At 42.9% G+C, this 26,925-nt stretch carries 28 protein-coding genes and 3 tRNA genes; 18 read left to right on the top strand and 13 right to left on the bottom strand.

The annotated features are described in order from the left end of the window. Nucleotides 1–13 precede the first annotated feature (13 nt). From PV02_RS11815 to PV02_RS11795, 5 genes are read right to left on the bottom strand one after another with little or no spacing between them, the layout of a single operon-like run. Entirely contained in the window at nucleotides 14–1,039 is a 1,026-nt protein-coding gene (locus tag PV02_RS11815) for a radical SAM protein (RefSeq protein WP_256623614.1), read from the bottom strand. Beyond that, nucleotides 1,029–2,351 (bottom strand): glycosyltransferase family 4 protein, encoded by a 1,323-nt coding sequence (locus PV02_RS11810; RefSeq protein WP_256623613.1) that lies wholly within the window; start codon nucleotides 2,349–2,351, stop codon nucleotides 1,029–1,031. The genes PV02_RS11815 and PV02_RS11810 overlap by 11 nt, the downstream gene beginning before the upstream one ends. Next, nucleotides 2,348–3,334, bottom strand: coding sequence for an NAD-dependent epimerase/dehydratase family protein (locus tag PV02_RS11805; RefSeq protein ID WP_256623612.1), 987 nt, complete (start codon nucleotides 3,332–3,334; stop codon nucleotides 2,348–2,350). Before PV02_RS11805 ends, PV02_RS11810 begins: the two co-directional genes overlap by 4 nt. Beyond that, nucleotides 3,331–4,098 carry an NYN domain-containing protein gene (locus PV02_RS11800; protein ID WP_256623611.1) on the bottom strand — a complete coding sequence of 256 codons (768 nt, stop codon included), beginning with the start codon at nucleotides 4,096–4,098 and terminating at the stop codon, nucleotides 3,331–3,333. Before PV02_RS11800 ends, PV02_RS11805 begins: the two co-directional genes overlap by 4 nt. A 9-nt stretch (nucleotides 4,099–4,107) precedes the next feature. Further along, nucleotides 4,108–5,025 carry a rhodanese-like domain-containing protein gene (locus tag PV02_RS11795; protein WP_256623610.1) on the bottom strand — a complete coding sequence of 306 codons (918 nt, stop codon included), beginning with the start codon at nucleotides 5,023–5,025 and terminating at the stop codon, nucleotides 4,108–4,110. Nucleotides 5,026–7,424: 2,399 nt separating this feature from the next. Between PV02_RS11795 and PV02_RS11790 the strand changes: the two genes are divergently transcribed. Then, nucleotides 7,425–7,703 (top strand): MarR family transcriptional regulator, encoded by a 279-nt coding sequence (locus tag PV02_RS11790; protein WP_342765645.1) that lies wholly within the window; start codon nucleotides 7,425–7,427, stop codon nucleotides 7,701–7,703. A gap of 263 nt (nucleotides 7,704–7,966) precedes the next feature. Here the strand turns inward: PV02_RS11790 and PV02_RS11785 are convergent, their stop codons facing one another. From PV02_RS11785 to nifS, 4 genes are read right to left on the bottom strand one after another with little or no spacing between them, the layout of a single operon-like run. Next, nucleotides 7,967–8,344: a molybdenum cofactor biosynthesis protein MoaE gene (locus tag PV02_RS11785; RefSeq protein WP_256623656.1), complete on the bottom strand. Its 378-nt coding sequence runs from the start codon at nucleotides 8,342–8,344 to the stop codon at nucleotides 7,967–7,969. 28 nt (nucleotides 8,345–8,372) lie between these two features. Beyond that, nucleotides 8,373–8,648: a MoaD/ThiS family protein gene (locus PV02_RS11780; RefSeq protein WP_256623609.1), complete on the bottom strand. Its 276-nt coding sequence runs from the start codon at nucleotides 8,646–8,648 to the stop codon at nucleotides 8,373–8,375. Then, nucleotides 8,639–9,442: a HesA/MoeB/ThiF family protein gene (locus tag PV02_RS11775; RefSeq protein WP_256623608.1), complete on the bottom strand. Its 804-nt coding sequence runs from the start codon at nucleotides 9,440–9,442 to the stop codon at nucleotides 8,639–8,641. The genes PV02_RS11780 and PV02_RS11775 overlap by 10 nt, the downstream gene beginning before the upstream one ends. Nucleotides 9,443–9,485: 43 nt before the next feature. Continuing rightward, the gene (gene nifS / locus PV02_RS11770; RefSeq protein WP_256623607.1) at nucleotides 9,486–10,658 is read right to left on the bottom strand and encodes a cysteine desulfurase NifS; all 1,173 of its coding nucleotides are present in this window, start codon (nucleotides 10,656–10,658) and stop codon (nucleotides 9,486–9,488) included. A 194-nt stretch (nucleotides 10,659–10,852) separates the two neighbouring features. Between nifS and larE the strand changes: the two genes are divergently transcribed. Continuing rightward, a complete protein-coding gene (larE, locus tag PV02_RS11765; RefSeq protein WP_256623606.1) occupies nucleotides 10,853–11,650 on the top strand; it encodes an ATP-dependent sacrificial sulfur transferase LarE in 798 nt (265 codons plus the stop codon). Between the two features lie 257 nt (nucleotides 11,651–11,907). Beyond that, nucleotides 11,908–12,723, top strand: a complete 816-nt coding sequence (locus PV02_RS11760) for an ABC transporter ATP-binding protein (protein WP_256623605.1) — start codon at nucleotides 11,908–11,910, stop codon at nucleotides 12,721–12,723. On the opposite strand, the gene PV02_RS11755 is transcribed toward PV02_RS11760, so the two are convergent. After that, nucleotides 12,718–13,026 carry a hypothetical protein gene (locus PV02_RS11755; RefSeq protein ID WP_256623604.1) on the bottom strand — a complete coding sequence of 103 codons (309 nt, stop codon included), beginning with the start codon at nucleotides 13,024–13,026 and terminating at the stop codon, nucleotides 12,718–12,720. The genes PV02_RS11760 and PV02_RS11755 overlap by 6 nt on opposite strands. Between PV02_RS11755 and PV02_RS11750 the strand changes: the two genes are divergently transcribed. From PV02_RS11750 to PV02_RS11740, 3 genes are all read left to right on the top strand, one after another. Then, nucleotides 13,025–13,687, top strand: a complete 663-nt coding sequence (locus tag PV02_RS11750; RefSeq protein WP_256623603.1) for an ABC transporter permease — start codon at nucleotides 13,025–13,027, stop codon at nucleotides 13,685–13,687. The genes PV02_RS11755 and PV02_RS11750 overlap by 2 nt on opposite strands. A gap of 130 nt (nucleotides 13,688–13,817) precedes the next feature. Next, nucleotides 13,818–13,890, top strand: a tRNA-Cys gene (locus PV02_RS11745). 125 nt (nucleotides 13,891–14,015) lie between these two features. Beyond that, nucleotides 14,016–14,390, top strand: coding sequence for a B12-binding domain-containing protein (locus tag PV02_RS11740; RefSeq protein ID WP_256623602.1), 375 nt, complete (start codon nucleotides 14,016–14,018; stop codon nucleotides 14,388–14,390). A 274-nt stretch (nucleotides 14,391–14,664) separates the two neighbouring features. On the opposite strand, the gene pth2 is transcribed toward PV02_RS11740, so the two are convergent. Continuing rightward, entirely contained in the window at nucleotides 14,665–15,033 is a 369-nt protein-coding gene (pth2, locus tag PV02_RS11735; RefSeq protein WP_256623601.1) for an aminoacyl-tRNA hydrolase, read from the bottom strand. Between the two features lie 508 nt (nucleotides 15,034–15,541). Between pth2 and PV02_RS11730 the strand changes: the two genes are divergently transcribed. The 3 genes from PV02_RS11730 to PV02_RS11720 all read left to right on the top strand — a co-directional run bounded on the left by PV02_RS11730 (nucleotide 15,542) and on the right by PV02_RS11720 (nucleotide 16,534). Next, a complete protein-coding gene (locus PV02_RS11730; protein ID WP_256623600.1) occupies nucleotides 15,542–15,856 on the top strand; it encodes a transcriptional regulator in 315 nt (104 codons plus the stop codon). 109 nt (nucleotides 15,857–15,965) lie between these two features. After that, nucleotides 15,966–16,038, top strand: a tRNA-Cys gene (locus PV02_RS11725). Between the two features lie 124 nt (nucleotides 16,039–16,162). After that, nucleotides 16,163–16,534: a B12-binding domain-containing protein gene (locus PV02_RS11720; protein WP_256623599.1), complete on the top strand. Its 372-nt coding sequence runs from the start codon at nucleotides 16,163–16,165 to the stop codon at nucleotides 16,532–16,534. 119 nt (nucleotides 16,535–16,653) lie between these two features. Here the strand turns inward: PV02_RS11720 and PV02_RS11715 are convergent, their stop codons facing one another. Together PV02_RS11715 and PV02_RS11710 are read right to left on the bottom strand one after the other, a co-directional pair. Then, on the bottom strand, nucleotides 16,654–17,220 hold the full coding sequence (locus tag PV02_RS11715) for a class I SAM-dependent methyltransferase (protein WP_256623598.1): 567 nt from the start codon (nucleotides 17,218–17,220) through the stop codon (nucleotides 16,654–16,656). A 38-nt stretch (nucleotides 17,221–17,258) separates the two neighbouring features. Continuing rightward, the gene (locus PV02_RS11710) at nucleotides 17,259–17,669 is read right to left on the bottom strand and encodes a threonyl-tRNA synthetase editing domain-containing protein (protein WP_256623597.1); all 411 of its coding nucleotides are present in this window, start codon (nucleotides 17,667–17,669) and stop codon (nucleotides 17,259–17,261) included. A 185-nt stretch (nucleotides 17,670–17,854) separates the two neighbouring features. Between PV02_RS11710 and PV02_RS11705 the strand changes: the two genes are divergently transcribed. The 9 genes from PV02_RS11705 (at nucleotide 17,855) to cysE (ending at nucleotide 26,843) form a co-directional block, all read left to right on the top strand. Further along, a tRNA-Cys gene (locus PV02_RS11705) sits at nucleotides 17,855–17,926 on the top strand. A 114-nt stretch (nucleotides 17,927–18,040) separates the two neighbouring features. Then, a complete protein-coding gene (locus PV02_RS11700; protein WP_256623596.1) occupies nucleotides 18,041–18,415 on the top strand; it encodes a B12-binding domain-containing protein in 375 nt (124 codons plus the stop codon). A gap of 381 nt (nucleotides 18,416–18,796) precedes the next feature. Then, the gene (gene pscS / locus PV02_RS11695; protein WP_256623595.1) at nucleotides 18,797–20,173 is read left to right on the top strand and encodes an O-phospho-L-seryl-tRNA:Cys-tRNA synthase; all 1,377 of its coding nucleotides are present in this window, start codon (nucleotides 18,797–18,799) and stop codon (nucleotides 20,171–20,173) included. A gap of 15 nt (nucleotides 20,174–20,188) precedes the next feature. Further along, nucleotides 20,189–21,481 carry an O-acetylhomoserine aminocarboxypropyltransferase/cysteine synthase family protein gene (locus PV02_RS11690; RefSeq protein ID WP_256623594.1) on the top strand — a complete coding sequence of 431 codons (1,293 nt, stop codon included), beginning with the start codon at nucleotides 20,189–20,191 and terminating at the stop codon, nucleotides 21,479–21,481. A 93-nt stretch (nucleotides 21,482–21,574) separates the two neighbouring features. Continuing rightward, complete coding sequence (gene pdxS / locus PV02_RS11685) at nucleotides 21,575–22,471, top strand: pyridoxal 5'-phosphate synthase lyase subunit PdxS (RefSeq protein WP_256623593.1); 897 nt, start codon at nucleotides 21,575–21,577, stop codon at nucleotides 22,469–22,471. Nucleotides 22,472–22,653: 182 nt separating this feature from the next. After that, nucleotides 22,654–24,159: a homoserine O-acetyltransferase MetX gene (metX, locus tag PV02_RS11680; protein WP_256623592.1), complete on the top strand. Its 1,506-nt coding sequence runs from the start codon at nucleotides 22,654–22,656 to the stop codon at nucleotides 24,157–24,159. 56 nt (nucleotides 24,160–24,215) lie between these two features. Beyond that, a complete protein-coding gene (gene thiI, locus PV02_RS11675) occupies nucleotides 24,216–25,358 on the top strand; it encodes a tRNA uracil 4-sulfurtransferase ThiI (protein ID WP_256623591.1) in 1,143 nt (380 codons plus the stop codon). A 12-nt stretch (nucleotides 25,359–25,370) separates the two neighbouring features. Further along, nucleotides 25,371–26,300: a cysteine synthase A gene (cysK, locus tag PV02_RS11670; protein ID WP_256623590.1), complete on the top strand. Its 930-nt coding sequence runs from the start codon at nucleotides 25,371–25,373 to the stop codon at nucleotides 26,298–26,300. Between the two features lie 15 nt (nucleotides 26,301–26,315). Further along, the gene (gene cysE, locus PV02_RS11665; RefSeq protein WP_256623589.1) at nucleotides 26,316–26,843 is read left to right on the top strand and encodes a serine O-acetyltransferase; all 528 of its coding nucleotides are present in this window, start codon (nucleotides 26,316–26,318) and stop codon (nucleotides 26,841–26,843) included. Nucleotides 26,844–26,925 lie beyond the last annotated feature (82 nt).

The following is a 26,925-nucleotide window of genomic DNA, read 5'->3' as shown; positions in this document are numbered from 1 at the left end:
AATTACTCCTCCTTCATATTGTTGCAGGTCTTCGCATGTTGCATATCTCACATACAGGATAAGTTTTGTATCCCGTTACCAATTCGGTATATTTTGGACCATGCCAAATATATTCCAAACCACCTTTCTGGGTTACAAAACCGAATTCACCAAGTTTCTTCCTTTCTGGGTCTGGGGCACAGCATGGGTCAAATCTTCCTTCATGATTAACCCAAGCTTCTTTCCCTAAAAATGGGCAATTCCATTCAGTTGGCAAGGTTGAATCTTCGGCTTCAGGCAAATGTACAAAGTTCTCAAGAATTACATGTTTCCCACTTGGAAGATTGTATCTTTCAGATACCTCCACACATTTGTCTACAATTTTATTCCATCGCAGGCGAGATTCTTTTGATCTACGCAAATCCAATTTACTTGTCTCTGGATAATGCACCCATATATGGTGACCTTTTACCCTATCTATTCCAAGTTCTGCAGCCATCTTAACAAGTGCCGGGAGTTCAATCAGATTTGCTTCCATAAATGTGCATTGTAGTGTTAATCGACATCTATTATCCCCTGATTCCGCGATATCATCCCTTATTTTTATGAAAGATCTAAGTTCTTCGAGTCCTTTATAAAAGTTTGATCCCTTCATAATTGACTCCTGGGTTTCCCGAGTAGCTCCATTCCATGAAACCTTAATGTCACTACATACTGGACACAATTCTCTGGCCCATATTTCGGCTCCTTTTCCTGGCCATGTACCATTTGTTGTGAGATTGATCATAACTTCATTCTCACGGGCAATTTTGATTATCTCATCAAAATGTCGATAAAGTAATGGCTCTCCCATTGTTGAGGGGATTATTTCGATCAAGCCTCTTTTTGATAACTGTACAACCGTCTTTCGAATAACATCAATATCCATCCTTCTTTTCATAGAACTGTTCTTAGCCTTGTTGAAGGAACTATGTTCCTCACACATTATGCAGTTGAGATTGCAATCATCAGGATTCATATCAAAAGTGATTCGCCATGGACCTGAATTATCATTCTCCATGCGAACACACCTCTGATCTTGTCTTTACCAGATTGGCAAACAGGTCGTTCAATATGTTGATATGTTTTTCAATTGAATGGATAGTTCCGTCCTGAGAATTGATATATCCTGAATTGCCCATTTCGACTAATTCTTCTGATTTGTCTATGGCAGATTGGAGCTTTAATGCAAGGTCCTCCACATCCCGATGTTTGAAAAGAAGGCCGTTTATCTCATGTTTTACAAGTTCACTCATCCCAGCATGGTTAGCAGTTATCACCGGAACTTTCGCTTGCTGTGCTTCTTGAATCACAAGAGGTGAATTCTCATCCCATATGGAAGGAACAACGATTGCATCAACATTATTGAATACAGAGATTACAATTTCTTCATTTCTGTATTCAGGCATCCATTGAACTTTCTCTTTCCTATTATCTGGCAGGTCTTCTACCATCATTTTAAGATACTTCACATCTGCAGTCTCTCTACCCCATATTCTAAGCTGAGCATTTCCCTTTGTCTTTCCAAAGGCTTTAATCAAAAGGTCTACTCCTTTAGCAGGTGCAATCCTTCCAATGTATCCAAAACAGAAATCTGTCTCTTTGGTCCTTACTCTATTTTCAAGTCTTCCAAGGTCAAAACCATATGGTTCAAAAATAATCTTTTTTTTGTCTATATTTAGCTCATCTATCATTCTCTGCATAATATGCTGGGAAGGAGCTATGAAAAGATCAATGAAATTAATCTGCCTTTGTATCTGTTCCATCCTTTGTTCGATCCATCGTGTCCACTGCTTAATGTCCTCGTCTTCATTGGCAGGAACTCCACCCCATATCCGAGACATGCAATGAACAGCACACCTTTTGTTATCTTGACCCGGACACAACCTCCATGTTTCCTCTTCACCGAGACACATTTGGAGGAATTGTCCTCTGGGACAGGCAAGCCAAAAATCATGGAGTGTAAATACAACAGGTATACTCCGCTTACCTGCAATCTCAGGTATTCCTGTAGAGAGGTGATTTAGATGGCCGATGTGAACAATATCGGGTTTCTCTATATCCACCACCTGTGCAAAAGCAGCATCCATCTTTTCATTTCTATACCTGTCTCGTGAACGTGCATGGTTTACAAAATAAAGTCGAATAAGGGGTTCAACTTGGTCATGTCCGACTCTGATGTCAAAATCCTTTTTGTAAGGGTTTTCTTCTCTTGTGAATACCGCAACATCATGCCCTTTTTCTATAAACCCTCTCGAAATTGTCTGAGTATATATCTCAGATCCTGCATTGTAAAGTGGAGGATATCCATGTATCACCTCAAGTATTTTCAATTCACTCCCTCCTCAGCTGGACAATTGGTTGACAATTCACTACTCGAACTGGAAGAGACACCTTTTGCAGAACTGGATTCTAAATGCTGCTTGAAATCCTCTACAAGCAAAGTAATACCATCTTCAAGTGCAATCTTGCAATTAACTCCAAGGACATGAGACAACTTTGTGGAACTGCCAATAAAATATGGGACATCGTACTTTCGAGGCTCTCCTTGGATAATAGATGGCTTTGTATGCGTTATTGAAACAATGATGTTCACAAGTTCACCCAGATTTGTACCTCTTTCTGTGCAAACATTTAGTGTATGACATCCTAAGAGTACTCCCATTTCGATCATACTAACAGCTTTGATAATTGCGTTGACAGTATCATCGACATGGGTAAAGTCAAAAACATGGTCATTCCCATCTATGCGTATATTCTCTTCAATCAAAGCAGAACGAATGAAAGCTGGGATGACTCTTGTAGCATGATCGTTTACCGATCCATATACGTTTGAAAAACGGAAAATAATAGAAGTTGCTCCTGTAGACTCGTTGTACTCTCTGACAGAGCTTTCAGCAGCAACTTTTGATTCACCATACACATTAACAGGTTTGGGCTCCAAATTCTCATCTGCAGGTATCTTTTCAGGAATGCCATAAACTTCTCGGCTACTCCCATATATGAGCCATGGATATTCACCAGACTTGACCAGATCACTTATGAGTGCTTGAGTTCCATTGACATTTACCTTGATACATCTCTCCGAATCAAGTTCTGCGTCAATTACTCTGGACACTGCTGCAAGATGTATTACACCATCAATGTTATTGATTGCTTCTTTTCTTGCTGCTGCATCAAGGATATCCTCAGGAGCAGAATATGTAGACAAAGAAGGATTGATGTCAAACCTCCTTACCAAGTGGCCTAATCTTTCAAGTTGTTCGCAAAGTTTCGTGCCAATCAGACCACTGCTGCCAGTTACAAGTATTCTCATGCTGTTGCACTCCTGGTTACGTAACATTGATCGTTCTTCACTGTTATCTCAAATCCACGTATTTCTAAAAACAGGGAGGCACGCTTTGTGTTGCCAAAAATATCATTTATTGAGAAACCTGCTTCTTTCTTTAGCTTTGAAGATACATCCGATAATCTGTGCTTTTTGCTATCCGAAACTATTCCTAGTAGCTTAGTGACTGGCTCAGGAAGTTTTTCTGTAGGAATACTTGAACAAGTAGGGTTTTTTACGACAAGCTCTTTGAAGTTAGGTATATCCACGACTTTTGTTTCAGTATTTTGTTCAAGAATATGCCCTTTCTTCTCAATATGATATTTGTTTATCTTACACCTGTCAGAAAGGGGAATGATGAAACGGTCTTCAACAAAACAAAAAGATAATCTTCTGTCTTTAATAAAATCACGTAATTCAAGAGTACACCAGCTCTTAGAGATGTGGTCACTAAAAGAATCGTTACTAAGAATCAATGAATCTGCATCAAATGCCGCAGATATAAGAATATTATCGTCATCTACGTTTACTAAACTTATTTTTTTTGCAGAAAGAAGTCTATCGATTACTGAAACATCTGTTACATTTTTGTTTTTGTTCTTTCCATTATACATATACTGAGGAAGAATTGCATGTGCTTCAAGCCCAAATGTTGAAAGTCCATCGATTGCATGTTCTATACGTGCAGCCACAATCTTTGTGGAAGTAACGTGGGAAATATTAGCACCATCAATAATAACATCAAAACTCATTGTTCACCCTCAACTTCTTTTATAATAAGCACATATTCCACACTTTCCATTTTGTTTATGCCCTTCAACAATTTCGGGATATAAGGCATGGAATGCTGTCCATCCGCCGTCAAGGACAACAACATCTTCAACTCCATGGAAAGTCTTCAGCTCAACAGCTGCCAGAAATCCCCGTGCAGAACCTTTCACTTCATCTTTTTTCTTTTTGGGGTAGCCCTGGCTTATAAGAACGAACTGCTTGTCACGATTTTGTTTTACAATTTCCTTTAATTCATTATATCCTTCAGACTTTTCGTCTCTAAAATCCGACCATTTGATATGTTTTGAACCTGGAAGATAACCCTCATACCACTCAGAATCTCCTCTTGTATCAATTAATACAAGTTTTTCAGCATCAATTTCTAATTTTTCTTTCAAGCCCACGGGTTTTATGAAAGGAACATTGATGACATCAGTCCATTTTTCTGATTCACACAATAAACAAACTGTGTGATAACCAACTTCGTGTTTTCGGCAAAATCTATTGACACGATGTCCCATCTCAATATGAGCTGTTACATCACATTTAGGACACATAGGCTTGTCACAGTCCACACATATTGTCACATATGGCAGATTGTGCTTTTCGCAGACCAGTTTTGCCTTTTGCGCTTTCTCAATAAGCTTTGACCAGCTATCATCGTGAGCCATTTCCAATAGTTTTTGTACATGCTTAGATGTTGTCTTTGAATCAAATTTTTCCATAGACCAATCAAATACTACCTTAACATCACTTTCAATAGCAATCGAGCTTCTTTTCTTACTGTCCATAATGTCCCCTTCTAAAGATGAAAGTGGGTTCTTAAACCCGCCTTCATTTATTTTGTTTAGATGCTGCAGATTGTGCTCTTGCTTTGAAGCCTTGATTTTTTCCAGTACTATCTGCATGAGATTGTATCCTTGCAGCATCCTTCGAAGTCATTTGAGATTTCTTAGACATATTCTACACCCCTATTTATATGTTCACGCATGCGCATGTATTATCATATGCATGCATATGCATGCAAAAGGGTAAACGTATTTATCAGATATAAAACTTGTTACAGTATCAATCGTTGACTCGTACCAATCAGAAATCCAGAATGTTCTTATAAGTTATAAAAAGAAATGCTGATTATTAACGGAATGTACATACAATAACACGTACCTACAAATTGATTTAGACATGTGTGTATTAGAGTCTGTGTCAACATTCTGCTTGAACTATTTCCAGAACATCATGAAACATGCAATATCTAATAGGCCTTTAAACACTACACCAAATCTTTCATATCTACTTACCAACTTTCTAAACCCTATCTTTAACCATGCAAAGAACCTTTCTATTGCTCATCTTTTAACATAAGTTTCATGGTTAAACCTTGCATATTTGCTTCTTTTCCTTTTTCTCTTATTGCTAATATTGGTTGGAATGTTGCTTCTAATCACGAATGGTCAAAGGAAATCCTTCACAGCGTGCACAAGCATGGATCTTTAAACCTTTCCTATTCTATGGCCGCTGTATGCAGAATCTTCTCCCTTTTTTGTTTCGACGAAAGTACTATCAACACATACAATGTCCATAGAGAACTTACCCTCATTGTAAGCGGAATCCCGAAGGGATTTCACGATTCTATATCAGATTGCATCTTCTGACCACTTTTTAACTTCCCCATGCAATTGAGTGAGAACCGTAACAACCAGGCATATCTCCTCACCTGCGACCAGTTATCAGGACAAAGAGAATGTCGTTGGCGACCTTAAGGTCATCAACTCTCCTTCTACCGAAATAGGTTGTGGCGGTAAGTGTGCTTTATAAACTTCCATTGTTCATCAGAGAGTTCTCCGAATTCCATCAACTCCCCATAAGACCGTTAGAAGAAATAGTATTTATAATTTTGATATGGGTTCAATGATAGTTTTGTAGAATTTGCTATGGTTAGTTCTATGTTAACCAACCACAAATTCTCAAAAAGGAATTAGTTATTCAAATTAGATTTCCTATAGAGCCACTCTAACCATAAAAATAAAATTTCCTGATTCTTACTGCCAGCAGATGTGTGTCTTCGGCACCTAGTGAGGAAGAGAACAAAAAGAATGGATGTTTGTTATTGAAGGAAGAAATGCTGGACACCATTAAGGAGATAATAAAAGAGTTAGGAAACTCCTTATTAACTCCTTCTTGTCAATACAGCCCAATTACACTACTTTTTTATTAAATTGGCTCTGATCCAAAGCCGGTTTTTCCTATTGCTTATTGTCAGGCGTTTGTGCCTTCGGCACGGTCACGGTGACGAATGAACATAAAGAATGGAGGTGATGGTGCATTGATGTAGTAATTGATGTTGGCTCATTAACTGTTTAAGAAAGGACATGAAAAAAGATGATCAGAAACACTGGAGTTATGGGCATTCCAACAGACTATAGAGATGTTGAAACACATGATTTTTGCAAATCATATGATAAATCTGCATGCCAGCACTCATATTTAAGGCACACCTGTTTGAAAGAGATATCTTAATGACAGAAGTTCATCATACTACCCCAAGTATTTCCGTAGTGAGCAGATGCTAGAGATTTCTGCCGCATAAAGGATAGTTATCTACTGTTTGCAGAATTCTCTATTTGCTTTTGATGCATTATTTAATCGGATTTCATTTCCCCTATATTATAAAAGGGGCTCTTGAGGAGGAAATCAATTTTTGGAGCAGAGCTAGGTTGATACTTACATCGTAGGTTTCTTATTCTACCCGAATGTCACGCAATGTAGGGAAACACTATATGAAAGCAGATGAGAATCGTAGATTAGATATTTTCTGACCGTAAAGCAGTTACATGATAAAGATTGATTGTAAATTAATTTGCCGAGAGATTCCATTATGTAATATTTTTCACCAACTTCACCTCATGCTTCCATATATTGTTTACTCATAAATTTATTCATTCCCATTATGGTTAAACTTATTTTTCCAAATTTGAAAACTTCAATATGCATATTCAAACTGACCTTGTTTCTAAAAATAGTCTGCATGAACAATTTTTCAACTTTTGAAGGAATTAAATAGCAGGTAACTGCATGGATTGAGTTACCATACCCTGTTATCAGAGTCCTCTTTTGAGCGAAACAGGTTTTCTACAGAAACGGGAAAATCGAAACTTTAAACGGAAAATAATGTGTAAATCAAATACCAAAAGACTTAATTGCTTATACTCCTTTATGCTCATAGTTCACAATCGTGAACTGTCCGTTTTAATGCGGACTAAGTTCAATAAGAACATTATATACACAAGGAGATACAAAATGAGGAATCGTTTTTGTTGATAGTACACATGGAATTGAGATAAAACACATTAAGCTTGAAAAGCTGCCACCGTCGGCTAAACTGGTTTTTAATGTCCTGAAAGCAAACGGACAGATGACGCAGAAAGACATAATCCGTGAAACAGTACTTCCTTCACGAACTGTCCGATATGCGATAAGCCGGCTCAAGGATGAGCAGATATTAATGGAAAGATTCAATTTCATAGACTCCAGACAGAGTTTTTATGAAATCAATAATTATTCAAGCGAGGTTCCTGCAGTATAAAGTGTAGACCCCTCATTGAAAAAAGGATGAAACTTCAGTGTATTCATTGGTGACTAACTCCTCTTTGTAAAGGAGTTAATTTCTTCTTTTTTTGGAATGCAATATAGATTAACAATCTGTGTGGGATCCTTATATGAACAATAATCAGCATTCTAGCTCTTTACAAGATCTATAAAAACAAAACATTTACGTAAATAGCTTAAACCACGTTTGGAGATTTGAACTTCAATCCGGAAGCTTGTCACGAATAACTAGAGACAGTCCTATTTCCATCGCTCAAAGTCTTTCCCAACCTCCTTTTTCCAGATAGGTACTTTCTCCTTGATCTGCTCTATTATGAACTCACATGCCGAAAAAGCCTCCCTCCTGTGCCCGGCGCTGACAGTGATTAGCACTATGTTATCCCCTATATTCAAAGGGCCATACCGATGGACTATATCTACAGATTCGATGGCATAGTCCTGCATTGCAACATCCTTGATCTCCTCCAAGAACTTAAGGGCAGCTTCCTCATACACTTCAAGCTCTATCCGCTCGATATCATCATCCCTGACTATTCCAAGGAAAGTCACAATCGCTCCAGATGCCGGCTTTTTAGCCTGCTCGATCATGGAAGCAACATCAAAATCATCCTTCGTCACGCTGATCAAAGTATCTTCCCCTCGATAGTCAGCCGCCGGATACAGGCGGGAAGAGTGCTAGTTCATCCCCTTCTGAAAGAATGAGATTATCAAAATATTCTCTGTCAATCCTTATGCTATTTAGCATCCGGATCAAATGACCCTTCAGGTCACCATTTTCCGCAAAGAGGATATCAGCTTCAGCGCTGCTCTGGCGTATCGTATTGAGCAGCCATCTCACAGAGCTTCCATAGGGACATTCGATCATTCTGTCTGCACCTAATATCTCCTTTACCTGAGCAAAAGTCCTTAATCTTATTTGCATGATTCTCCAATCTCTTTAGTTAAATCGCTCATGTCACCACATGCTTCGCAATTATCACGTCTTTTCACTGTAAATGTTTCCATGTTAGCATTGAGTCCGTCCCATACGAGCAGCCTGTTTGCAAGGGGTTCACCTATCCTGAGCAGACATTTGATCACCTCGTTAGCCTGGATGAGTCCGATTATACCGGGAGCCACACCTATCACCGGGAAGATCTCCTGGGGTGGAGCCAGGGTAAAAATGCACTTCAGGCAGGCTGTCTTTCCAGGGATGACGGTGGTAACCTGGCCGTCAAAGCCTCTTATGGCCCCATGGACAAGAGGTACTCCTGCCCTGAGAGCTGCCTGATTGAGAAGATACCTGATATTGTAACTATCCATTGCATCCACGATTACATCTGCATCTTTGGCAAGGTCCATTATGTTTTTCTCGTCAATGGTCAGGCTTTGGGCAATAACATTGATATAAGGATTGATTTCTCGGAGTTTTTCTTCAATGGACGATGCTTTTGTTCGTCCGACATCTTTTTCCCAGTGCAGCACCTGCCTGTTCAGATTGGTTTGCTCGATGACATCCTTGTCCGCGATATAGATATGTCCCACACCGGCAGCTGCAAGATATAGGGCTATGGGACAACCCAGACCCCCAGCGCCTGCGATAAAAACCCTAGACTGTTTCAACCGTTCCTGACCATCTCTGTCAAATATCATCATCTGACGCTGATATCTTTGCAACTCATTTTCATTGAACACTGTTTCACACTTCTTGGCAAATTCATTATTCGAGTCCTTCATTTCAAACCGGCTGAAAAAATCGTGATATATATGCGGATTTCACTTACTTTGCTGCCAACGGGGACATACTTCTAAGCTGCTCAACAACAATAGGAATGACCTCAAGTAGATAATCCACATCATCATCCGTATTCTCCTCTCCCAGTGTCAGTCGTAATGAACCATGTGCAATCTCTTGAGGCAACCCACAGGCAAGGAGTACATGCGAGGGATCCACTGAAGCTGATGCACAGGCACTGCCTGTGGATGCATAAATGCCGTAATTATCCAGCAGCAGTATGATCGATTCTCCTTCAATATATTCGAAAATGACATTCACATTGTTTGGAAGGCGCTCCGAAGGGTGACCATTCAGTATCGTATGCGGGATGGAAAGCAGTCTTTCTATGAGGCGGCTCTGAAGCCTTCGGAGATGCCTGTTCCGGGATTCAATGTCATTTGTTGCCATTTCTATAGCTTTCCCCAGACCTACGATGCCTGGCACATTCTCTGTACCGGCTCTTCTTTTTCTCTCCTGAGAGCCACCGTGGTGGAACGAATCGATATTGACACCGTTTTTTATGAACAGTGCACCAATGCCTTTCGGACCATAGAATTTATGGCCAGATAATGACAGAAGGTCTACGTTCATCGATACTACATCAATTGGAACTGCGCCAATAGCCTGTACGGCATCTGTATGGAAATACACGTTGTGTCTGCGTGCTATCTCTCCTATCTCCCGTATTGGCTGGATAGTGCCTATTTCGTTATTTGCGGTCATTATTGTGATAAGTGTGGTCTTATCAGTGATTGCAGTTTCAACGTCTGCAGGGCTGACGCGGCCGTATCTGTCAACAGGAAGGTAGGTGACTAAGAATCCGTGTTCTTCCAGATACTCACATGTATGAAGGACCGCATGGTGCTCAATCTGTGAGGTTATGATATGGTTGCCTCTTTCAATATTGGCATATGCGACTCCCTTGATAGCCCAATTGTCAGATTCTGTTCCTCCTGACGTGAAAAAGATTTCCTCCGGCAGAGCTCCGAGCGCTTTTGCTACATTCTTCCTGGCTTCTCCGATTGCCTGCTGGGATGCATTGGAGAGTTCATAAAGCGACGAAGGATTTCCAAAAATCACAGAGTAATAGGGCATCATCTTTTCCAGAACATCCGGATGAGTTGGAGTGGTTGCTGCGTGATCTGCGTACACGGCTCTTCTGTTTCCTTCTGTCATTCTTTTCCTCTTTTAAACGTTTATCCTGCATTGCTCTTGCTGAAACTCTTCAGCAGGCACAAGGTATTTTACCAATTGAGCCTTTTGTGGCTTTATTCACAATTGTGAAGGACATTTTCAAGTTTAAAGTTTTTGGTTACATCAGATAAACTGCATGAATAAAATTACAAATCATAAACGGCTGGTAGATGTTCATGGAAAAGAAGAATCAGATTGATGCATTAATAAAAGAGCTTGCAGGAAATAATGATATGCTTATTTCGTATTCCGGAGGTATCGACAGTACCCTGCTTGCGGTCTTAGCACAAAGAGCACTTCCAGGAAACACCAGATGCATACTCCTTGATGCGCCCATAGTTCCCAGAAGAGCTGTCAGGGAAGCAATGAAAACCGCAGAGGAACTAGGCTTGTCCTGTGATATCATACCTTTTAATATTATGGAAAATGAGGAATTCCGAAAAAACCCGGTAAATCGCTGCTATCTTTGCAAAAAAGCATCAGCAAGGGTCCTGAAAGCTCATGCGGAGGAAATGGGGATTTCAAATATTGCCGATGGCATTAACGCTTCAGACCTAAGGGAATATCGCCCGGGACTTAAAGCAAGTGAGGAAGAGGGACTGATCCATCCTTTACTAACAGCAGGTCTTGAGAAGGATAACATAAGGAGAATATCTAAAGACTGTGGGATTCCCATCTGGAACAAGCCTTCGTCTGCATGCCTTTCATCACGTTTTCCCTATGGTGAGGAAATAACTATTGAAAAACTTCAAATGATAGAGAAAGCTGAGGATTTCATGCAGGATCTGGGTTTCTCCCAGTTCAGAGTGCGTCTTCATGATAAGATAGCCCGTATCGAACTGGTTGCCAATGAACTCGAAATAGCTATTCTTGTCCGTGAAAGGATTGTAGAGTCACTACAAAGTTATGGTTTTTCCTACATCACCCTGGATCTCAAAGGATACAGAAGCGGAAGCATGGATGAAGTATTGTAGTCTTCATCTTTTTACTGTCTTAAAGTTGTTTCCTGTTAACTCCATTCATTTTCTGTTTTTTGCTATCTTTGCCGCTGAAATATCAAAATCCGGATGAATATACTAATTATTGCTTAGTTGCCAGCATATAATATCCATTCTGTCCATTTGTATACCGGTGTATTCAATGAATATTTATAAAATATATACTTACTCGGAAAAGGATTTGCCGGATATCTCCCCCGGATTTGAGTTCAGTATCTTGAGGGGTGTTGAGAATGGCAACAATTGATCTTAAGGATATTTCCCTTTCCTACGGGAACAACGGTACAGCCCATCAGGCGCTCTCAGGTGTGAATCTCAGTATTGAGGACGGAGAGTTCGTTTCGCTCATTGGCCCCTCAGGATGTGGGAAAAGCACAATAATCGATGTGCTCTCAGGATTAAAATCTCCAACATATGGTTCTGTTCTGGTAGACGGGGTTCCGGTGGACGGACCCGGGACTGACCGTGGTATAGTGTTCCAGGATTATTCGCTCTTTCCATGGATGACCACATTTGAGAACATTTCCTTTGCCATCGAACATACAAAGACAACAAAGGACCGCAAAAGTATAGATGAGAAGGCACATAGCTTCCTGGAGCTTGTCGGGCTTGAGAAGTTCAAAGATACTTATCCTAACAACCTGTCGGGAGGAATGCGCCAGCGTGCTGCAATAGCAAGGATGTTCTCGATCGATCCTAAAGTGTTTATCATGGATGAGCCGTTCGGAGCGCTTGATTCGCTTAACAGGAGCAATATGCAGGACCTTCTTCTGCGCCTCTGGTCAGCTGGAGGGCAGCACAAGACAGTCCTTTTTGTCACACACGATGTGGATGAGGCACTTCTGCTTTCAGACCGCATAGCTGTGATGTCGCCTTCTCCGGGAAGGATACAAGAGATTATCGATGTGCCTTTCTCCCGTCCAAGACGCCGCAAAGATCTCAGTGTCAGCAGGGATTACACTGACCTGAAGGCTTATATGCTTTCAATATTACACGGAGAGTCTTCTGGAGACACACAAGGGCTGGAAAATAAACCAAAGGGGTCATAATTTGGCAAGTTCACGTTTCAGGGCAGGGATTGTTTTTTCCATTTTAATTGCCACAATTATCCTTACGCTGGCAGTTCCGGATTCCCCCACGCAGATAGCAACTGATAAGAGTGTGTTTGTTGCCGTTATCCTTCTGCTCATTGCCATATATGGGGCAAGGCTCCATTTTAATAGAGAGAAAGTAGTTGCAACTACTGATATCTTTCTTATCTTGTCTTCAGTAATATTTCTCTGGGAACTGCTCTTTGGTAAACTGGCACTGCTGGATTCATTTATCTTTCCGGGTGCTGCAAAGGTTTTCATGGTATTCGGGACAGACTGGGAACAGATGTTAAGAGGTATTGTCAGTTCTCTGGGTATCCTTGCAGCAGGATATTCTCTTGCTCTTGTCTTTGCCATTCCTATCGGGCTTTATGCGGGCTGGAAAAAAAGGATATATAATGTAGCTTACCCAGTTGCTAAAACACTGTCTCCCATACCTGCAACAGTATATATGCCTTATTCCATTGTGCTTCTTCCTACATTCAAGGCATCTTCAGTATTCCTGATCTTCATCGGAGCATTCTGGCCAATACTTGTGGGCTGTGTGTATGGTGTGTTCTCGGTGGATTCCAGACTGATTAACTCCGCACGCTCTCTGGGACTGTCGGACTATCAGATGATAAGGAGGATACTGCTGCCTGCAGCAATGCCGTCTATTTTATCGGGTGCAATGATATCACTCATACTATCCTTCATAACGCTGACTGTTGCGGAAATGGTTGCGGCGACATCTGGCATTGGCTGGTATATCCAGTATTACCACCAGTTTGCAAACTACGACAGAGTTATCGCAGGCATGATCCTGATGACAGTGATTGTTATAGCAGTTATGTACCTGTTTGACCGTGTCCAGAAGTACTTCCTGCGCTGGCATCCGGTGCATGGGGAGGCGGCAGATTCCGCTTCCTCTCCCATAACATGACTAAAGACCTTGGATTTCTTGTCGAAGCCACTTATCTTTTTGTTTGAGGCGCTTTTTGCCTCAAAATTGAGATTTAAATAACTTCATTGAGTATAGGTTCTTGTCGAATCACATATGTGAATAAGACTTTGCCAGGATGGCGGAAAGGCTAACGCAATCGCCTGCAGAGCGATTTTATCCCGGTTCGATTCCGGGTTCTGGCTTCGGGGGCTATATACAAGAAGAACAAAAAATGCTCTTTGGTTATATGTCTTCAGCCCTCTGGAAGAGCAGAAGATGAAAACTATCTAAAGGAAAAGATAAGAAGCAAATTAAAGCAGGTATCAGCATGAATTCAGCAACTAAAGAGATCTTTGACTATGCGAGGCATGCAGTCATTGATCTTGATGAACAGGCCGTTGGAAAAATAGCTCGGGAAGCTCTTGATGCCGGTATCAACCCGCTTGACCTGGTTGAACATGGGTTTATCGAAGGCATGAAAGAACTGAGCTCCACATTTGAAGCAGGCGAAGTCCAGTTATCACAGATATTCAAAGCATATCAGGTTGTGGAACTGGGAATCAACGTGCTCAGACCAACGATAACCGGCTCCCATAAAAGCGCATTGTCTTATGGTAATCTCATCGTGGCATCTGATGGCACATCGACATATCCTTTGATCTCACACATGATCGATGCATTGCCTTCTTCCTACTGTTGTTGATTGAATTTGTACAGACTTCCCTCCCTTACAATTTTTGCCATAATAATCCCTGTCATCGAAAATGACCCTGCAGGAACATCGTAAAGAGCACAGGTATAATGATACAACTCCAGAGAACACAGACCTACAGGCTTTCTTTTCATGTGCTCTTCTTGCTGCCCCCAGCAATCCCATTTTCTGTGTTCTCTGTGGCCCCCGCTCGGAGGTAAAATGCGCTTTCTCGGCAAAACAAAAATAGAGCAATTGTCTGAGAAAGCTGATAGATAATCAGGTATCATCTGTAAATCTTTAAATTCCCGGTCAGAATATCAATACTTTCATTGTTCATTGGCGCAAATCCAACGCAGGTCAAGGTATCAGGTGCGAGCTCGGTCTTTCCTGCGTCTCTTACCTGAAAAAGCCTGTATCCAAGATTGTGTGCCAATTGAATAAACTCTTCAAGTGCGTTTATATCGCGAACCTGAAGAACAACTTTCTTTTGGTAGCTGTCCTTGTACCATTCATGCATAATTATTCCACGGTCACCAGGCTCAACACATTCTATAAACCCTCCAATTGATGCATGTGCTACCTGCACTGCCAGTTTAGCAGGTGACATCTCAATGTCCTTTCTCACAACGATTACCTGTTTATAATCCCACATTGAAAACCACCTTTACAAGCGTAATGTTCTTCAAACCACGATGTAGTTTGCGCCATAAGAATACAGGAATTATGATGCAATATGTCACTGAAGTGAAATAGATGTTTGTTAATGGGCGCTTTTTGCCTTGAAAACTAGATTTAAATAATAAGTTTAGTTAGACATATTATAACAAAATTATATATAATTTTGATTATGAAGCTTACTTGCTTATTCTGGAGGAGGAAATTACTCTCTATGCTACCGTATGACCTTTCCATAAGTTTTGAAGAATGACCTATTCATGAGGCTATGGGAATCAAATAAAGGACCATGCCGAAAGAGGTAGATACATGCATCCCTGAAAGTAAATCATGCAGAACAACCTTTCAAGTTTCAGCTTGATACTGCAGTAAGTGTGAATCCCTCTCTCAAATGTCTTACTCACGGTCATAGCTACAGTAAATAAGCAATATGAGGATATTTTATAGGCATAATGATTTAATGTTGTAATGCTAAATTCAGTTTAATGAAATTACCTTGTCAGACAATCGTTTGGGATGTGCTACCTGCAATAAGAGCAGCAATAGCAGAGGAGCTAGTGAATCTTGGGCTGACTCAGCAAGAGACTGCTCGTTTATTGGACACGACCCCATCTGCAATTTCGCAGTACCTTTCTAAAAAGAGAGGATATAAAATCGAGTTTGAAGCTGATGTGAAAAAAGCCATTCAGTCCATTGCACAAGACCTGAGCAAAGGCGAAGTCAAAGACATCTCTTTGTGTATATGCAATATTTGCACAATGTTGCAGGATCATGATTCTGGCTGTAAATATAACTGCTAACTGCTCGAGTTAATAAATCGCTGTTTTGAGCATTTTTTGCCTGTAAATCGATGTTTAAATATCGACTTTGAGTATAAGGTATTGTCAGATTCCATATGCAAATCGACTTGCCAGGATGGCGGAAAGGCTAACGCAATCGCCTGCAGAGCGATTTTATCCCGGTTCGATTCCGGGTTCTGGCTTGGAGGGTGCCTTATGGATACAATGGTCAAAGGGCATAATGTCCATGTGTTCTGACACATATGCGCAGGCCTTCAGAAAGTATAGAGCCCGAAAGAAATACTATAAAAACAGCAGGTAAATTATATGAATTCAGTACATAACGAGATATTTGACAGGGCAAAAGATGCCATCCTCGATCTCGATGAACAGACCGTAAAGACAGTAGCACAGGAAGCTCTTGATGCAGGGATAGATCCTGATGAACTGATAGAACAGAGTTTTGCCAAAGGTGTGAGAGAAATAGGCAGAATCTTTGATGTAGGTGAATTCCAGCTAAGGCAGATATTCAAAGCCTACAGCATCGCAGAAAAAGGAATTGATGTGCTCAAACCTAAGATAATGGATTCTGAAAAGGATGCATGGTTGTTTGAGGATATCATCAGGGAATCTGACCGCACGCCAAGATATACTTCGATTCCTCATGTACATGAAGCTTCTCTTTCCTCTTACTGTTGACTGAATTCCTTTGATTTGCCCTCCTCAGATTTTTTCGGATTTGGTCGCTATGAACTCTCTGGCCCGAATTAGCAGGAAAAGCTGGAGAAGTGCTTACTGCCTTCAAACTCTTTTTTATCCTATTTTTTATGAATTGTGACTCCATAATGATAAGGCTTTAAGTCATGTATACCGCAAATTTCGAATCCTGAAGATATCGCCCATTTAATACATTGCTCCGGCCTAGGTCGCATTTCCATGGGTGGTCCTCTTGGAGTTGCAGAATCATGGTTCCAGTGAATTATTCCTGCTTTTCCTCCCGGCTTCAGGATTCTGTAAGCCTCTTGGAGTATTTTTTCAGGTTCTTCTCCGTGCAAGATATTAAACAAAATTACATAATCTACGCTTTCGTCTGCAAGCCCACTGCCTTCTAATGTAAAATCACGAAGCATTGTTTCAACATTGTCCAAAGCGCAAGATTTTGCTTTTTGTGATGTGATTTTAATCATTTCGGGATTTATGTCAATAGCGTAGACTTTTCCTTTTATTGTCTTTGCAGCGGGAATTGCAAAAGTCCCATACCCGCAACCAAAGTCTGCTACATTTATAACTGTATTATCCAAACCCAGTGTTTCAAGGAGCTTACATGGTTCAAAAAAGCTATCCCACGCAATTTCATCAGGCATACCGCTTTCTCTGATTCGCATTATTCCACCTTAGTTTGATGGCAGTTCTTCTCAAACATTCATATTTCCTTGAAAACCTTTGCAAGAGATTCTCCCCGGACATGGATTGAAAATTCCGAAAAATATCCAAAGGGCGTAGTATAGACATTTATACCTTTACTTTTCAATTTCTCATCAATCAGAGAAAGGATTTCCATTGCAAATTCCGGGGATGATTTACTTGAAGACAAATGTGCAAACGAATGCAAGACAATCTTGTCTTTATTTACCTTATTAAGATACCACTTTAAGTTTCCAATCGCACTTTTGATTACGTTGCTTTTTCTAATTTCATCCTCCGATTCTACATGAATAAAAACAACGGCAGTATTCTCTATCTTTTCCTTTCTTTCTATATCTTCCAGATTTTCAATGGTTTTGCTGTAAGTGTTAAACCAAAAGTACCCAGCATCGAACATAAGTAGCTTCATGATTCTCTACCCTCTACCAAAATCATCCATTATTTCTTATGTGCTGCATTTTTAATTCTTTATCTTCTTGCGTAGCATCTTATCTATAGGGATTGATTTGGGCACTATTTGCCACATAAAACGCTTTTAAATATTGACAGTAACATATAAGGATTTGCTAAATCACAATCGTGATTCAAGCATATGCCAAGGTGGCGGAACGGCCACGCAATCGCCTGCAGAGCGATTCCATCCCGGTTCGACTCCGGGTCCTGGCTTTGAGGTCATTTGTTGACAGAGGCACAAAACTTCTGGTTTTGTTCTCTGGTCTGAATATCCTCTCAGAGTATAGAAAAGATACATAGAATCAGAAGAAAGACGCAGGTAAAAATATGAATTCAACAGAAACGGGGATCTTTGACAAGGCAAAGCATGCAGTCATTGATCTTGACGTGCAGGCAGTAGAAAGAATAGCCAGAGAAGCTCTTGAAACTGGCATCAATCCGGTTGATCTGATAGAGCAGGGGTTTATCGCAGGCATGAAACAATTAGGCGATCATTTTGAAGCAGGCGAAACCCATATCTCGAGGATTTTGGAGGCATATCAGGTTATGGAGACGGGTATTGATGTACTGAGGCCAGCTATCCTGAGTTCCGAAAAAGAAGTGTCTTGGTATGGCAACCTTATCGTGGAGTCGGAGGACTTTTCCACGCACCAAGGGGAACTGTATGTGACTAATGAATTGCCTCATCCATACTGTTGTTGATTGAATTCATCCAGAATCGTCTTACCTCCTTTCCTTTTTTGTCCTTTGTTTTAATGTGGTTCCTTTCAAATCATTCCTTCCCCGCTCCGGCAACTCTCTTTAGTGCCATGCACAAAAATCAGTTCAAAAAACGAACTTGAACTCCTGACAATTGTCTGTGAGCAAATGATAAAAAAACGATTTGTTCATTCAACGGATATCCGGGAACTTTTCTGGCTTTTTTTGCCTATAAATAGAGATTTAAATATCAACACTGAGTAAAAGGTTTTGAAAGTTCACTATTGTGAATTGTATATTGTCAAGGTGGCGGAAAGGCTACGCAATCGCCTGCAGAGCGATTCTATCCCGGTTCGATTCCGGGTCTTGACTTGAAGAGGTATCATGGATATAAGAACACAGAAGACATTTGAAGCACTCTTTGCACTTGAAGACATTCGGGAAGTGTTCCGACAGGCACTTCCGAATACTACAAGTCCGGAAGATGAACAGGCCATCCGGGAGGGAGTTGACAAGGTCAGGAAGATCCTGGATGATATACAGAGTGGCACAGGTAATGCAGAAGTCAGGAAAATAGCCGGTACTATTGATATAAGATCCCGTGAAGAGAATTACATCAATATCCAGCCTATCCAGGCAGCAGGGAGGCTTACTCCTGAAGCACGGAAAGCACTTCTGGCTTATGGTGATGGCTATTCCACCTGTGATGCCTGCCGTAAACCTTTCAGGCTGGACAAGATCAGTAATCCTCCTATTGCACCGTTCCATGAAGAACTTGCCAGGTTCGTGAATATGGACCAGGCTCGTGTAGTGCCGGGCGCAAGGCGTGGTTTTCAGGCAGTGGCATCCACGCTTGTCAGTAAAGGGGATTCTGTGGTAGTTTCCGCTCTTGCCCATTATACTGAGTTCCTCGCTGTAGAGGAAGCAGGTGGAGTGGTGAAAGAGATACCCCTGAACGAGAAAAATCTTGTGACTCCTGATGCAGTAGCAGAGAAGATAGAAGCGGTCAAGCAGGAAACAGGCAAACTGCCCGTCCTTGTGATGATCGACCACTTTGATTACCAGTATGCCAATGAACATGATGTTAAGGGAATAGCAAAGGTTGCGCACCAGTATGACATCCCGTTCCTGTACAATGGAGCTTACACTGTTGGCGTTATGCCGGTTGACGGGAAAAATATCGGGGCTGACTTTGTTGTCGGTTCCGGTCACAAAAGTATGGCGTCTCCTGCGCCTTCCGGCGTGCTTGCAACAACAGATGAGTGGGCGCCGAAAATATTCCGCACCACACAGATGGTAGGTGACATCACAAAACGCAAATTCGGTATCAAAGAAGTCGAGATGCTGGGATGTACTTTGATGGGATCGACCCTCATAGGGATGATGGCATCATTCCCCACTGTACGGGAGAGAGTGAACCATTGGGATGAGGAAGTGAAGAAATCCAATTATTTCCTTGACGGAGTACTCAATATCGAAGGCTCTAAGGTATTATCCGAATTCCCCCGGAAGCACACACTTTCAAAGGTCGATACTACAAAAAGCTTTGATACGGTTGCGCAGAGACATAAACGTAAAGGCTTCTTCCTATCTGACGAACTATCAGGAAAAGGCATCATAGGGGAATTCGCAGGAGCCACGCGTGTATGGAAACTTAACACATACGGACTCTCATGGGAAAAGATCCACTATCTGGTAGACACATTCCAGGATATCGCAGATAAACATGAGCTTCAGGTAAACAGAAGTCAATTACTATAATAAGAGGTTAATTACATGACAGACAAAAAATACAGATTAGGAACAATTGCCCTTCATGCGGGACAGAAACCGGACCCAACCACCGGATCACTTGCAGTACCGATATATCAGACCACATCATATGTTTTCCGTGACACGGATCATGCTGCCAATCTTTTCGCCCTGAAGGAGCTTGGCAACATATATACCCGTATCATGAACCCGACAACCGATGTGTTCGAGCAGCGCATCAATGCCATCGAGGGCGGTACGGGGGCACTTGGTGTTGCATCCGGCTCAGCAGCTATAACTTATGCGATACTGGCAATTACCCGCCCGGGTGATGAGATCGTATCCGGAGACAACTTATACGGAGGAACCTATGAACTGTTCAACTATACTCTCCCGAAACTGGGAAGAAAGGCTGTCTTTGTGGATTCCACAAATCCCGAGGCGTTCAGGAAAGCCATTAATGAAAAGACACGCGCTGTCTATATTGAATCAATAGGCAACCCCAAGCTGGATATCCCGGATTTCAGGGCCATTGCGGATATTGCACATGAAGCAGGACTTCCTCTCGTGGTGGATAACACAACTGCAGTGGGACTTGTCAGGCCTATTGATCATGGAGCGGATATTGTCGTGCACTCAGCAACCAAGTTTATAGGCGGACATGGTAACTCGATTGCAGGCTCGATCGTCGATGCAGGAACGTTTGCGTGGAACAATGGGAAGTTCCCGGAATTCACAGAGCCTGATCCCAGTTATCATGGACTTAAATACTGGGACGCATTTTCAAATTTCCCCGGTCTTGGCAATGTAGCATTGGTATTCAAGATCAGGGTCCAGCTCCTCAGGGATACCGGCGCCGCTCTGTCTCCTTTCAATTCATTCCTGCTGCTTCAGGGGCTTGAAACACTGCACCTGAGGATAGAGAGGCATTCAGAGAATGCACTCAAGGTCGCTAAGTACCTATCAAGCCACCCAAAGGTTTCGTGGGTCAATTATCCAGGTCTGCCGGGTCACCAGAGTCATGAACTTGCATCCAGGTATCTCAAAGGCTATGGGGCACTTGTAGGATTTGGTGTGAAAGGCGGCACGGCAGCAAGTATAAAGTTCATCAACCAGCTTAAATTGTTCTCACACCTTGCAAACATCGGGGACTCGAAGAGCCTTGTTATCCACCCGTCAACCACCACGCACCAGCAGCTTACCAGGGCCGAGCAGGAAGCTACAGGTGTAACTGAAGACTATGTCCGTTTGTCCATAGGCACCGAGGATATTGAGGATATACTTGAAGATCTTGAACAGGCACTGAGTAATGTGTGATTTTTGAGGTCAAATATAAGGAGTGATAACTTTTGGTGAGCACCACTGCTCATCATTTTGTCTTTTAGGATTTTGCTGAAATCGGATGAGAACATGGATATCGAACAATTAAGGCACGGAACTAAACTAATCAAGCGCGGATTCGCATCAATGCAAAAAGGCGGGGTCGTGATGGATGTCACCACTCCCCAGCAGGCTAAGATTGCAGAGGATGCCGGAGCAGTCGCTGTAATGGCGCTCCAGGCAGTTCCCGCAGATATAAGACGGGAAGGAGGTGTTGCAAGGATGGCGGACCCTAAGATCATCTCGCAGATAATTGACACTGTGACTATACCTGTGATGGCAAAAGCTCGCATAGGGCACTTTGTAGAGGCTGAGATCCTGCAGGCACTTGGCGTTGACATGGTGGACGAGTCTGAAGTGCTCACACCTGCCGATAATAAATATCACATTGATAAGACCGAGTTTACAGTTCCTTTTGTATGTGGCGCACGGAATCTTGGTGAAGCACTCCGCAGGATCAATGAAGGTGCTGCGATGATACGCACCAAAGGAGAAGCAGGAACCGGTGATGTCAGCGAAGCTGTAAAACACATGAAGGAGATAAAGGGCTATATAAGGTCCCTTTCCGGAAAGACACATGAGGAACTGATCCTTGCAGCACGCGAGATAGAAGCTCCCATTGAGCTGGTAGTGGAAACATCTCGACTGCAGAGGCTTCCGGTTGTGAACTTTGCCGCAGGCGGAGTGGCCACACCGGCAGATGCTGCCCTGATGATGCGTCTTGGGGCTGATGGCGTCTTCGTAGGTTCCGGCATATTCAAGGCCGAGAAACCAGAATTGATGGCATCTGCTATCGTTGAGGCTGTCAACAACTATGATAGCCCGGAAATACTCGCCGATATCTCAAAAGGTATCGGAGCTGGTATGAAAGGTATAAGCATTGATACGATCCTGCCCGAGCATGCCCTACAGAACCGCGGATGGTAATCCGGGATTGAACAGAAGTAAATAGTGAGCGAACTGCGGATGCTTTTACAGAGGCTCCGCACCTATAATCTCAGGTATTGAGCGAAATCCCTATATAAATCGGGCTTCATTCTACCTGCGAATTCACAATTGTGAACCAAAGTCAGTAGGTTTAGATCATGAGTGCTAAAGGAGGACATTGGATGCAAGTTTCGGTCGGCACGACAAAAACAGAATATTTCACGATCAATGACCCTGTAGTCCTTGAGAGCAATGTATCAATCAGTCCTATAACTGTAGCCTATGAGACTTATGGCCGCCTTAACCAGGACAAAAGTAATGCTATCCTGGTCTGCCATGCACTTTCTGGCGACGCCCATGCAGCAGGCTATCAAGAAGGCGATACACGCCCAGGATGGTGGGAAGGAATAATCGGTCCAGGAAAATCGCTTGATACTGAAAGCTATTTTGTTATATGCTCTAACATCCTTGGTGGCTGCAGCGGAACAACCGGTCCTTCATCCACCAATCCGCTAACAGGAACAAAATATGGTACCTCCTTCCCTGTCATCACTTTAGGCGATATTGTCAAAGTTCAAAAGATACTCGTCGAGCAGTTTGGCATAAAGCAATTGCTTGCAGTAGCAGGAGGTTCGATGGGTGGGATGCAGGTTCTCCAGTGGGCAGCAGCTTATCCGGAGATGGTGAAAAAAGCAATTGTCATTGCAACCACTGCTCGTTCAACTCCCCAGCAGATAGCATTCAATGAAGTAGGAAGACAGTCAATTATGATCGATCCCAAGTGGAATAGGGGAGAATATCTTAGCGGCGATTCTCCGGAGAGAGGACTTTCACTGGCAAGGATGATAGGACATATCACCTATCTTTCTGATGCTTCGATGCATTCCAGGTTTGGAAGGAATCTCCAGAACAAGGAGCGTATAGGATATGATTTCTCCACCGACTTCCAGATAGAGAGCTACCTGCACCATCAGGGAGAGTCCTTTACTCGCAGGTTCGATGCCAATTCATATCTTTACATTACAAAAGCCATCGATTATTTCGACCTGAGTGTCAATGGATCATTAGCTGCCGGTCTATCCAGTGTGAAATCCTCTTTCCTGGTAGTATCTGTTACTTCTGACTGGCTCTATCCCCCATACCAGTCCGAAGAGATCGTAAGTGCCCTGGCTGCTAACAATATCGATGTCAGGTATTGTGAGATTCAGTCGAATTACGGTCATGACGCTTTCCTGCTGGAGTCCGGACAGCTGAACTACATAGTCGGGCAATTCCTCGGCCAAAACCAGGTCCGCGATGTCATGAAGCAGGACGTTCCCACTATAAAAGAAAGCTCATCCATGAATATGGCTGCTCTGATAATGATAGAAAATGAAGTTAATCATCTGCCGGTAATTGGAGAAGACGGAAGGCTTGAGGGTATAGTCACTTCATGGGACATAGCTAAAGCCGTAGCCAGTGGATACCAGAACCTTGGAGAAATAATTTCACGATCAGTCCTCACTGCTTCCCCCGATGAGCAAATAACAGAGGTGGCAAAGCTGATGGAGAAGAACACAATTTCTGCGCTTCCTGTTGTCGATGAGAGGAAGCAGGTCATAGGGATCGTTTCCAGTGATGCCATCAGCACCCTTGTGGGTAAATGCACCGGAATAAACCTGCATCGGCTGAACAGGCACAATGAATGATGAAAATATAACACAAATAATCTGACAGGAAAAGAATAGAAATGTCTTCATTATGGATGCTACGTTACGGAGAGATCTTCCTCAAGTCTCCACCTGTGCGGGATAGATGGGAAAAGACCTTGATCAATAACATCAAGGAGCAATTTCCCGACAGCAGGATATGGAGGGAAAGAGGCAGAATATGGCTCACAGGAGAAGTGGTTCCTGAAAAACTGAGCCGCATATTTGGTCTTGTGTCTTTTTCAGAATGTACACAATGCAGCTATGACGAGCTTCCGGAAGTAAGCCTTGATTATTGCAGAAAGGCAGGACTTGATAATGCGAAGACATTCGCCTTCCGTGTGAAACGTGTAGGGAATCACACATTATCCTCACAGCAGATAGCTGAAAAGCTTGGGGCCATGGCCCTGGATATCTTCCCTCATCTGCAGGTTAATCTTGGCAGTCCGGAAAAAGAGATATTTGTAGAGATAAGGGATAATAGATGCTATCTTTTCGACCACGTCTACCGTGGTGCAGGCGGCCTTCCTCTGGGAGTCGAGGGTACTCTGGTCGCCCTGGTATCAGGTGGTATAGATTCACCTGTAGCCTCATGGATGATGATGAAAAGGGGCTGCAGGATCATCCCATTATACGTTTCCCTGGAAGGTTTCCTTGATGCAGCTACGCTTGAGCGTACCGAGGCAGTGATCGAGGTCTTACGTGCTTACCAGCCTGATCTGGAACTGGTTGTGGTAAGAGACGGATATCTTTCTGCTGCAAAAGATGTTCTCCTCAAAGAAGGGCAGGAACGTCACACCTGTCTTTTGTGTAAGCGGAGAATGTACCGCATTGCTGCTGAAGTTGCGAGGGTCAACGGTGCTAAAGGCTTTGTTACCGGTGAATCTTTGGGACAGGTTGCATCTCAGACCCTGGACAATCAGATAGTGCTTACAGAGGCTGCTTCAATACCGGTGTACCGTCCTTTGATAGCCTACGATAAAGAGGAAACGGTTTCCCTGGCAAAGAAGATCGGGACATATGAGCTGTCCATTCTCCCTACCGGAGGATGTGGTGCAGTTCCAAAAAAACCTGCAACGAAAGCAAAGCTTGAAGACGTTCGTGCAATGGAGGACAGAGTTATTGGGTCGGTCGATAAAGGTGTGCTGGCAATACCTCTGAAAGATTATGAACAAAGGGTCAGAAGCAATAAAAAATAAATTGGAGATAACATGGGAAGAGTATACAAAGATATAACGTGGACAATTGGTAACACACCGCTCGTTCGACTGAATCAAGTAACAAAAGAACTGGATGCGGAAGTGCTGGTCAAGCTGGAGTCCTTCAATCCGATGGGAAGTGTAAAGGACAGGATCGGGCTGGCAATGATAGAAGAAGCCGAAAGGCAAGGCAAGATCAAAGAGGGCACTGTGATTGTCGAACCTACAAGCGGTAACACTGGAATTGCACTTGCAGCCGTATGCGCTGCCAGGGGTTACAAACTTACGCTGGTAATGCCTGAAACGATGAGCATAGAAAGAAGAAAACTGCTGAAAGCCTTTGGGGCAGAACTCATCCTGACACCAGGGCCCGAAGGAATGAAAGGAGCTGTTAGTAAGGCCGAGCAACTGGTCCGCGAAGATCCTCACAGGCTTTACATACCTCAGCAGTTCCAGAACCCTGCAAACCCTGAAGTCCACCAGAGGACAACAGCTGAGGAAATATGGAAGGATACGGATGGTAATGTGGATGTGCTGGTCTCGGGCGTGGGCACAGGCGGAACAATCACAGGCGTTGCCGGCGTCATCAAGAAAAGAAAGCCATCTTTTAAGGCAATTGCGGTGGAACCTGTAGAGTCACCCGTGCTCAGTGGCGGGAAACCCGGACCTCATCGTATACAGGGAATTGGTGCGGGATTCTTTCCGGACGTGCTCAGGATTGATCTGGTGGATGAGATCGTTAAGGTCACTGCAGATAATGCGGCAGCAACGGCTCGCAGGCTGGCTCTTGAAGAGGGTATACTTGCAGGCATATCCTCCGGTGCTGCTGCATATGCGGCTCTTGAGGTCGCTGCGCGTGAGGAATCTAAAGGCAAGACCATAGTTGTCATTTTGCCGGATACAGGAGAGCGCTACCTGAGCACTGACCTGTTCAACATCTGATTCAGAAGGGCTCAAATGGGAATCAGGGAAGACATAAACTCAGTATTTGAAAAAGATCCTGCAGCAAGGTCAACACTGGAAGTACTATGCTGCTATCCGGGACTGCATGCAGTATGGGCTCATCGGATAGCACACTTCCTCTGGGAACGTCACTTTTTCTTCCCTGCCCGCTTAATGTCTCATATATCGAGGGCATTTACAGGAATAGAGATCCATCCGGGTGCAAAACTTGGAAAAAGGGTATTCATAGATCATGGTTCAGGAGTTGTCATAGGCGAAACTGCCGAAGTAGGTGATGATGTACTGATATATATGGGAGTTGTGCTGGGAGGGACAGCCCTGCACAAGACAAAACGTCATCCTACTGTTGAAAACAATGTAGTCCTCGGCTCAGGTGCTATCCTTCTTGGACCAATAACAGTGGGAAAAGGGGCTAAAGTAGGTGCAGGCTCGGTCGTTATCCGTTCAGTGCCTCCGGGAGCTACAGCAGTGGGAGTTCCTGCGAAGATCGGAGCCAACGTCTTCCTCTGGCGGGAAACTTGACCATAATGAACTGCCAGATCCAGTACTGCTCGCCATGGGCCAGGTATTTGACAGATTAAACCGGCTGGAGGAAAGATTCCGG

The sequence above is a fragment of the Methanolobus chelungpuianus genome, assembly GCF_024500045.1.
In the GTDB taxonomy this organism is placed as follows: Archaea; Halobacteriota; Methanosarcinia; order Methanosarcinales; family Methanosarcinaceae; genus Methanolobus; species Methanolobus chelungpuianus.
Note: the sequence above shows the minus strand (reverse complement) of the source record. Positions and strands in the feature narration are given on the sequence as shown.

What these genes read in the sequence shown, in the direction of transcription:
- nifS (WP_256623607.1), bottom strand. Translation starts at nt 10,658, where the DNA reads ATGACAGAAGGAAACAGAAGAGCCGTGTACGCAGATCACGCAGCAACC.
- PV02_RS11710 (WP_256623597.1), bottom strand. Translation starts at nt 17,669, where the DNA reads ATGAAGCTACTTATGTTCGATGCTGGGTACTTTTGGTTTAACACTTAC.
- PV02_RS11805 (WP_256623612.1), bottom strand. Translation starts at nt 3,334, where the DNA reads ATGAGAATACTTGTAACTGGCAGCAGTGGTCTGATTGGCACGAAACTT.
- metX (WP_256623592.1), top strand. Translation starts at nt 22,654, where the DNA reads ATGCAAGTTTCGGTCGGCACGACAAAAACAGAATATTTCACGATCAAT.
- PV02_RS11755 (WP_256623604.1), bottom strand. Translation starts at nt 13,026, where the DNA reads ATGAAAACCTTTGCAGCACCCGGAAAGATAAATGAATCCAGCAGTGCC.
- PV02_RS11740 (WP_256623602.1), top strand. Translation starts at nt 14,016, where the DNA reads ATGAATTCAGCAACTAAAGAGATCTTTGACTATGCGAGGCATGCAGTC.
- PV02_RS11760 (WP_256623605.1), top strand. Translation starts at nt 11,908, where the DNA reads ATGGCAACAATTGATCTTAAGGATATTTCCCTTTCCTACGGGAACAAC.
- PV02_RS11690 (WP_256623594.1), top strand. Translation starts at nt 20,189, where the DNA reads ATGACAGACAAAAAATACAGATTAGGAACAATTGCCCTTCATGCGGGA.
- larE (WP_256623606.1), top strand. Translation starts at nt 10,853, where the DNA reads ATGGAAAAGAAGAATCAGATTGATGCATTAATAAAAGAGCTTGCAGGA.
- PV02_RS11730 (WP_256623600.1), top strand. Translation starts at nt 15,542, where the DNA reads ATGAAATTACCTTGTCAGACAATCGTTTGGGATGTGCTACCTGCAATA.
- cysK (WP_256623590.1), top strand. Translation starts at nt 25,371, where the DNA reads ATGGGAAGAGTATACAAAGATATAACGTGGACAATTGGTAACACACCG.
- PV02_RS11715 (WP_256623598.1), bottom strand. Translation starts at nt 17,220, where the DNA reads ATGCGAATCAGAGAAAGCGGTATGCCTGATGAAATTGCGTGGGATAGC.
- pdxS (WP_256623593.1), top strand. Translation starts at nt 21,575, where the DNA reads ATGGATATCGAACAATTAAGGCACGGAACTAAACTAATCAAGCGCGGA.
- PV02_RS11800 (WP_256623611.1), bottom strand. Translation starts at nt 4,098, where the DNA reads ATGAGTTTTGATGTTATTATTGATGGTGCTAATATTTCCCACGTTACT.
- PV02_RS11795 (WP_256623610.1), bottom strand. Translation starts at nt 5,025, where the DNA reads ATGCAGATAGTACTGGAAAAAATCAAGGCTTCAAAGCAAGAGCACAAT.
- PV02_RS11750 (WP_256623603.1), top strand. Translation starts at nt 13,025, where the DNA reads ATGGTATTCGGGACAGACTGGGAACAGATGTTAAGAGGTATTGTCAGT.
- PV02_RS11720 (WP_256623599.1), top strand. Translation starts at nt 16,163, where the DNA reads ATGAATTCAGTACATAACGAGATATTTGACAGGGCAAAAGATGCCATC.
- PV02_RS11775 (WP_256623608.1), bottom strand. Translation starts at nt 9,442, where the DNA reads ATGAAGGACTCGAATAATGAATTTGCCAAGAAGTGTGAAACAGTGTTC.
- pscS (WP_256623595.1), top strand. Translation starts at nt 18,797, where the DNA reads ATGGATATAAGAACACAGAAGACATTTGAAGCACTCTTTGCACTTGAA.
- cysE (WP_256623589.1), top strand. Translation starts at nt 26,316, where the DNA reads ATGGGAATCAGGGAAGACATAAACTCAGTATTTGAAAAAGATCCTGCA.
- PV02_RS11700 (WP_256623596.1), top strand. Translation starts at nt 18,041, where the DNA reads ATGAATTCAACAGAAACGGGGATCTTTGACAAGGCAAAGCATGCAGTC.
- pth2 (WP_256623601.1), bottom strand. Translation starts at nt 15,033, where the DNA reads ATGTGGGATTATAAACAGGTAATCGTTGTGAGAAAGGACATTGAGATG.
- thiI (WP_256623591.1), top strand. Translation starts at nt 24,216, where the DNA reads ATGCTACGTTACGGAGAGATCTTCCTCAAGTCTCCACCTGTGCGGGAT.
- PV02_RS11815 (WP_256623614.1), bottom strand. Translation starts at nt 1,039, where the DNA reads ATGGAGAATGATAATTCAGGTCCATGGCGAATCACTTTTGATATGAAT.
- PV02_RS11780 (WP_256623609.1), bottom strand. Translation starts at nt 8,648, where the DNA reads ATGCAAATAAGATTAAGGACTTTTGCTCAGGTAAAGGAGATATTAGGT.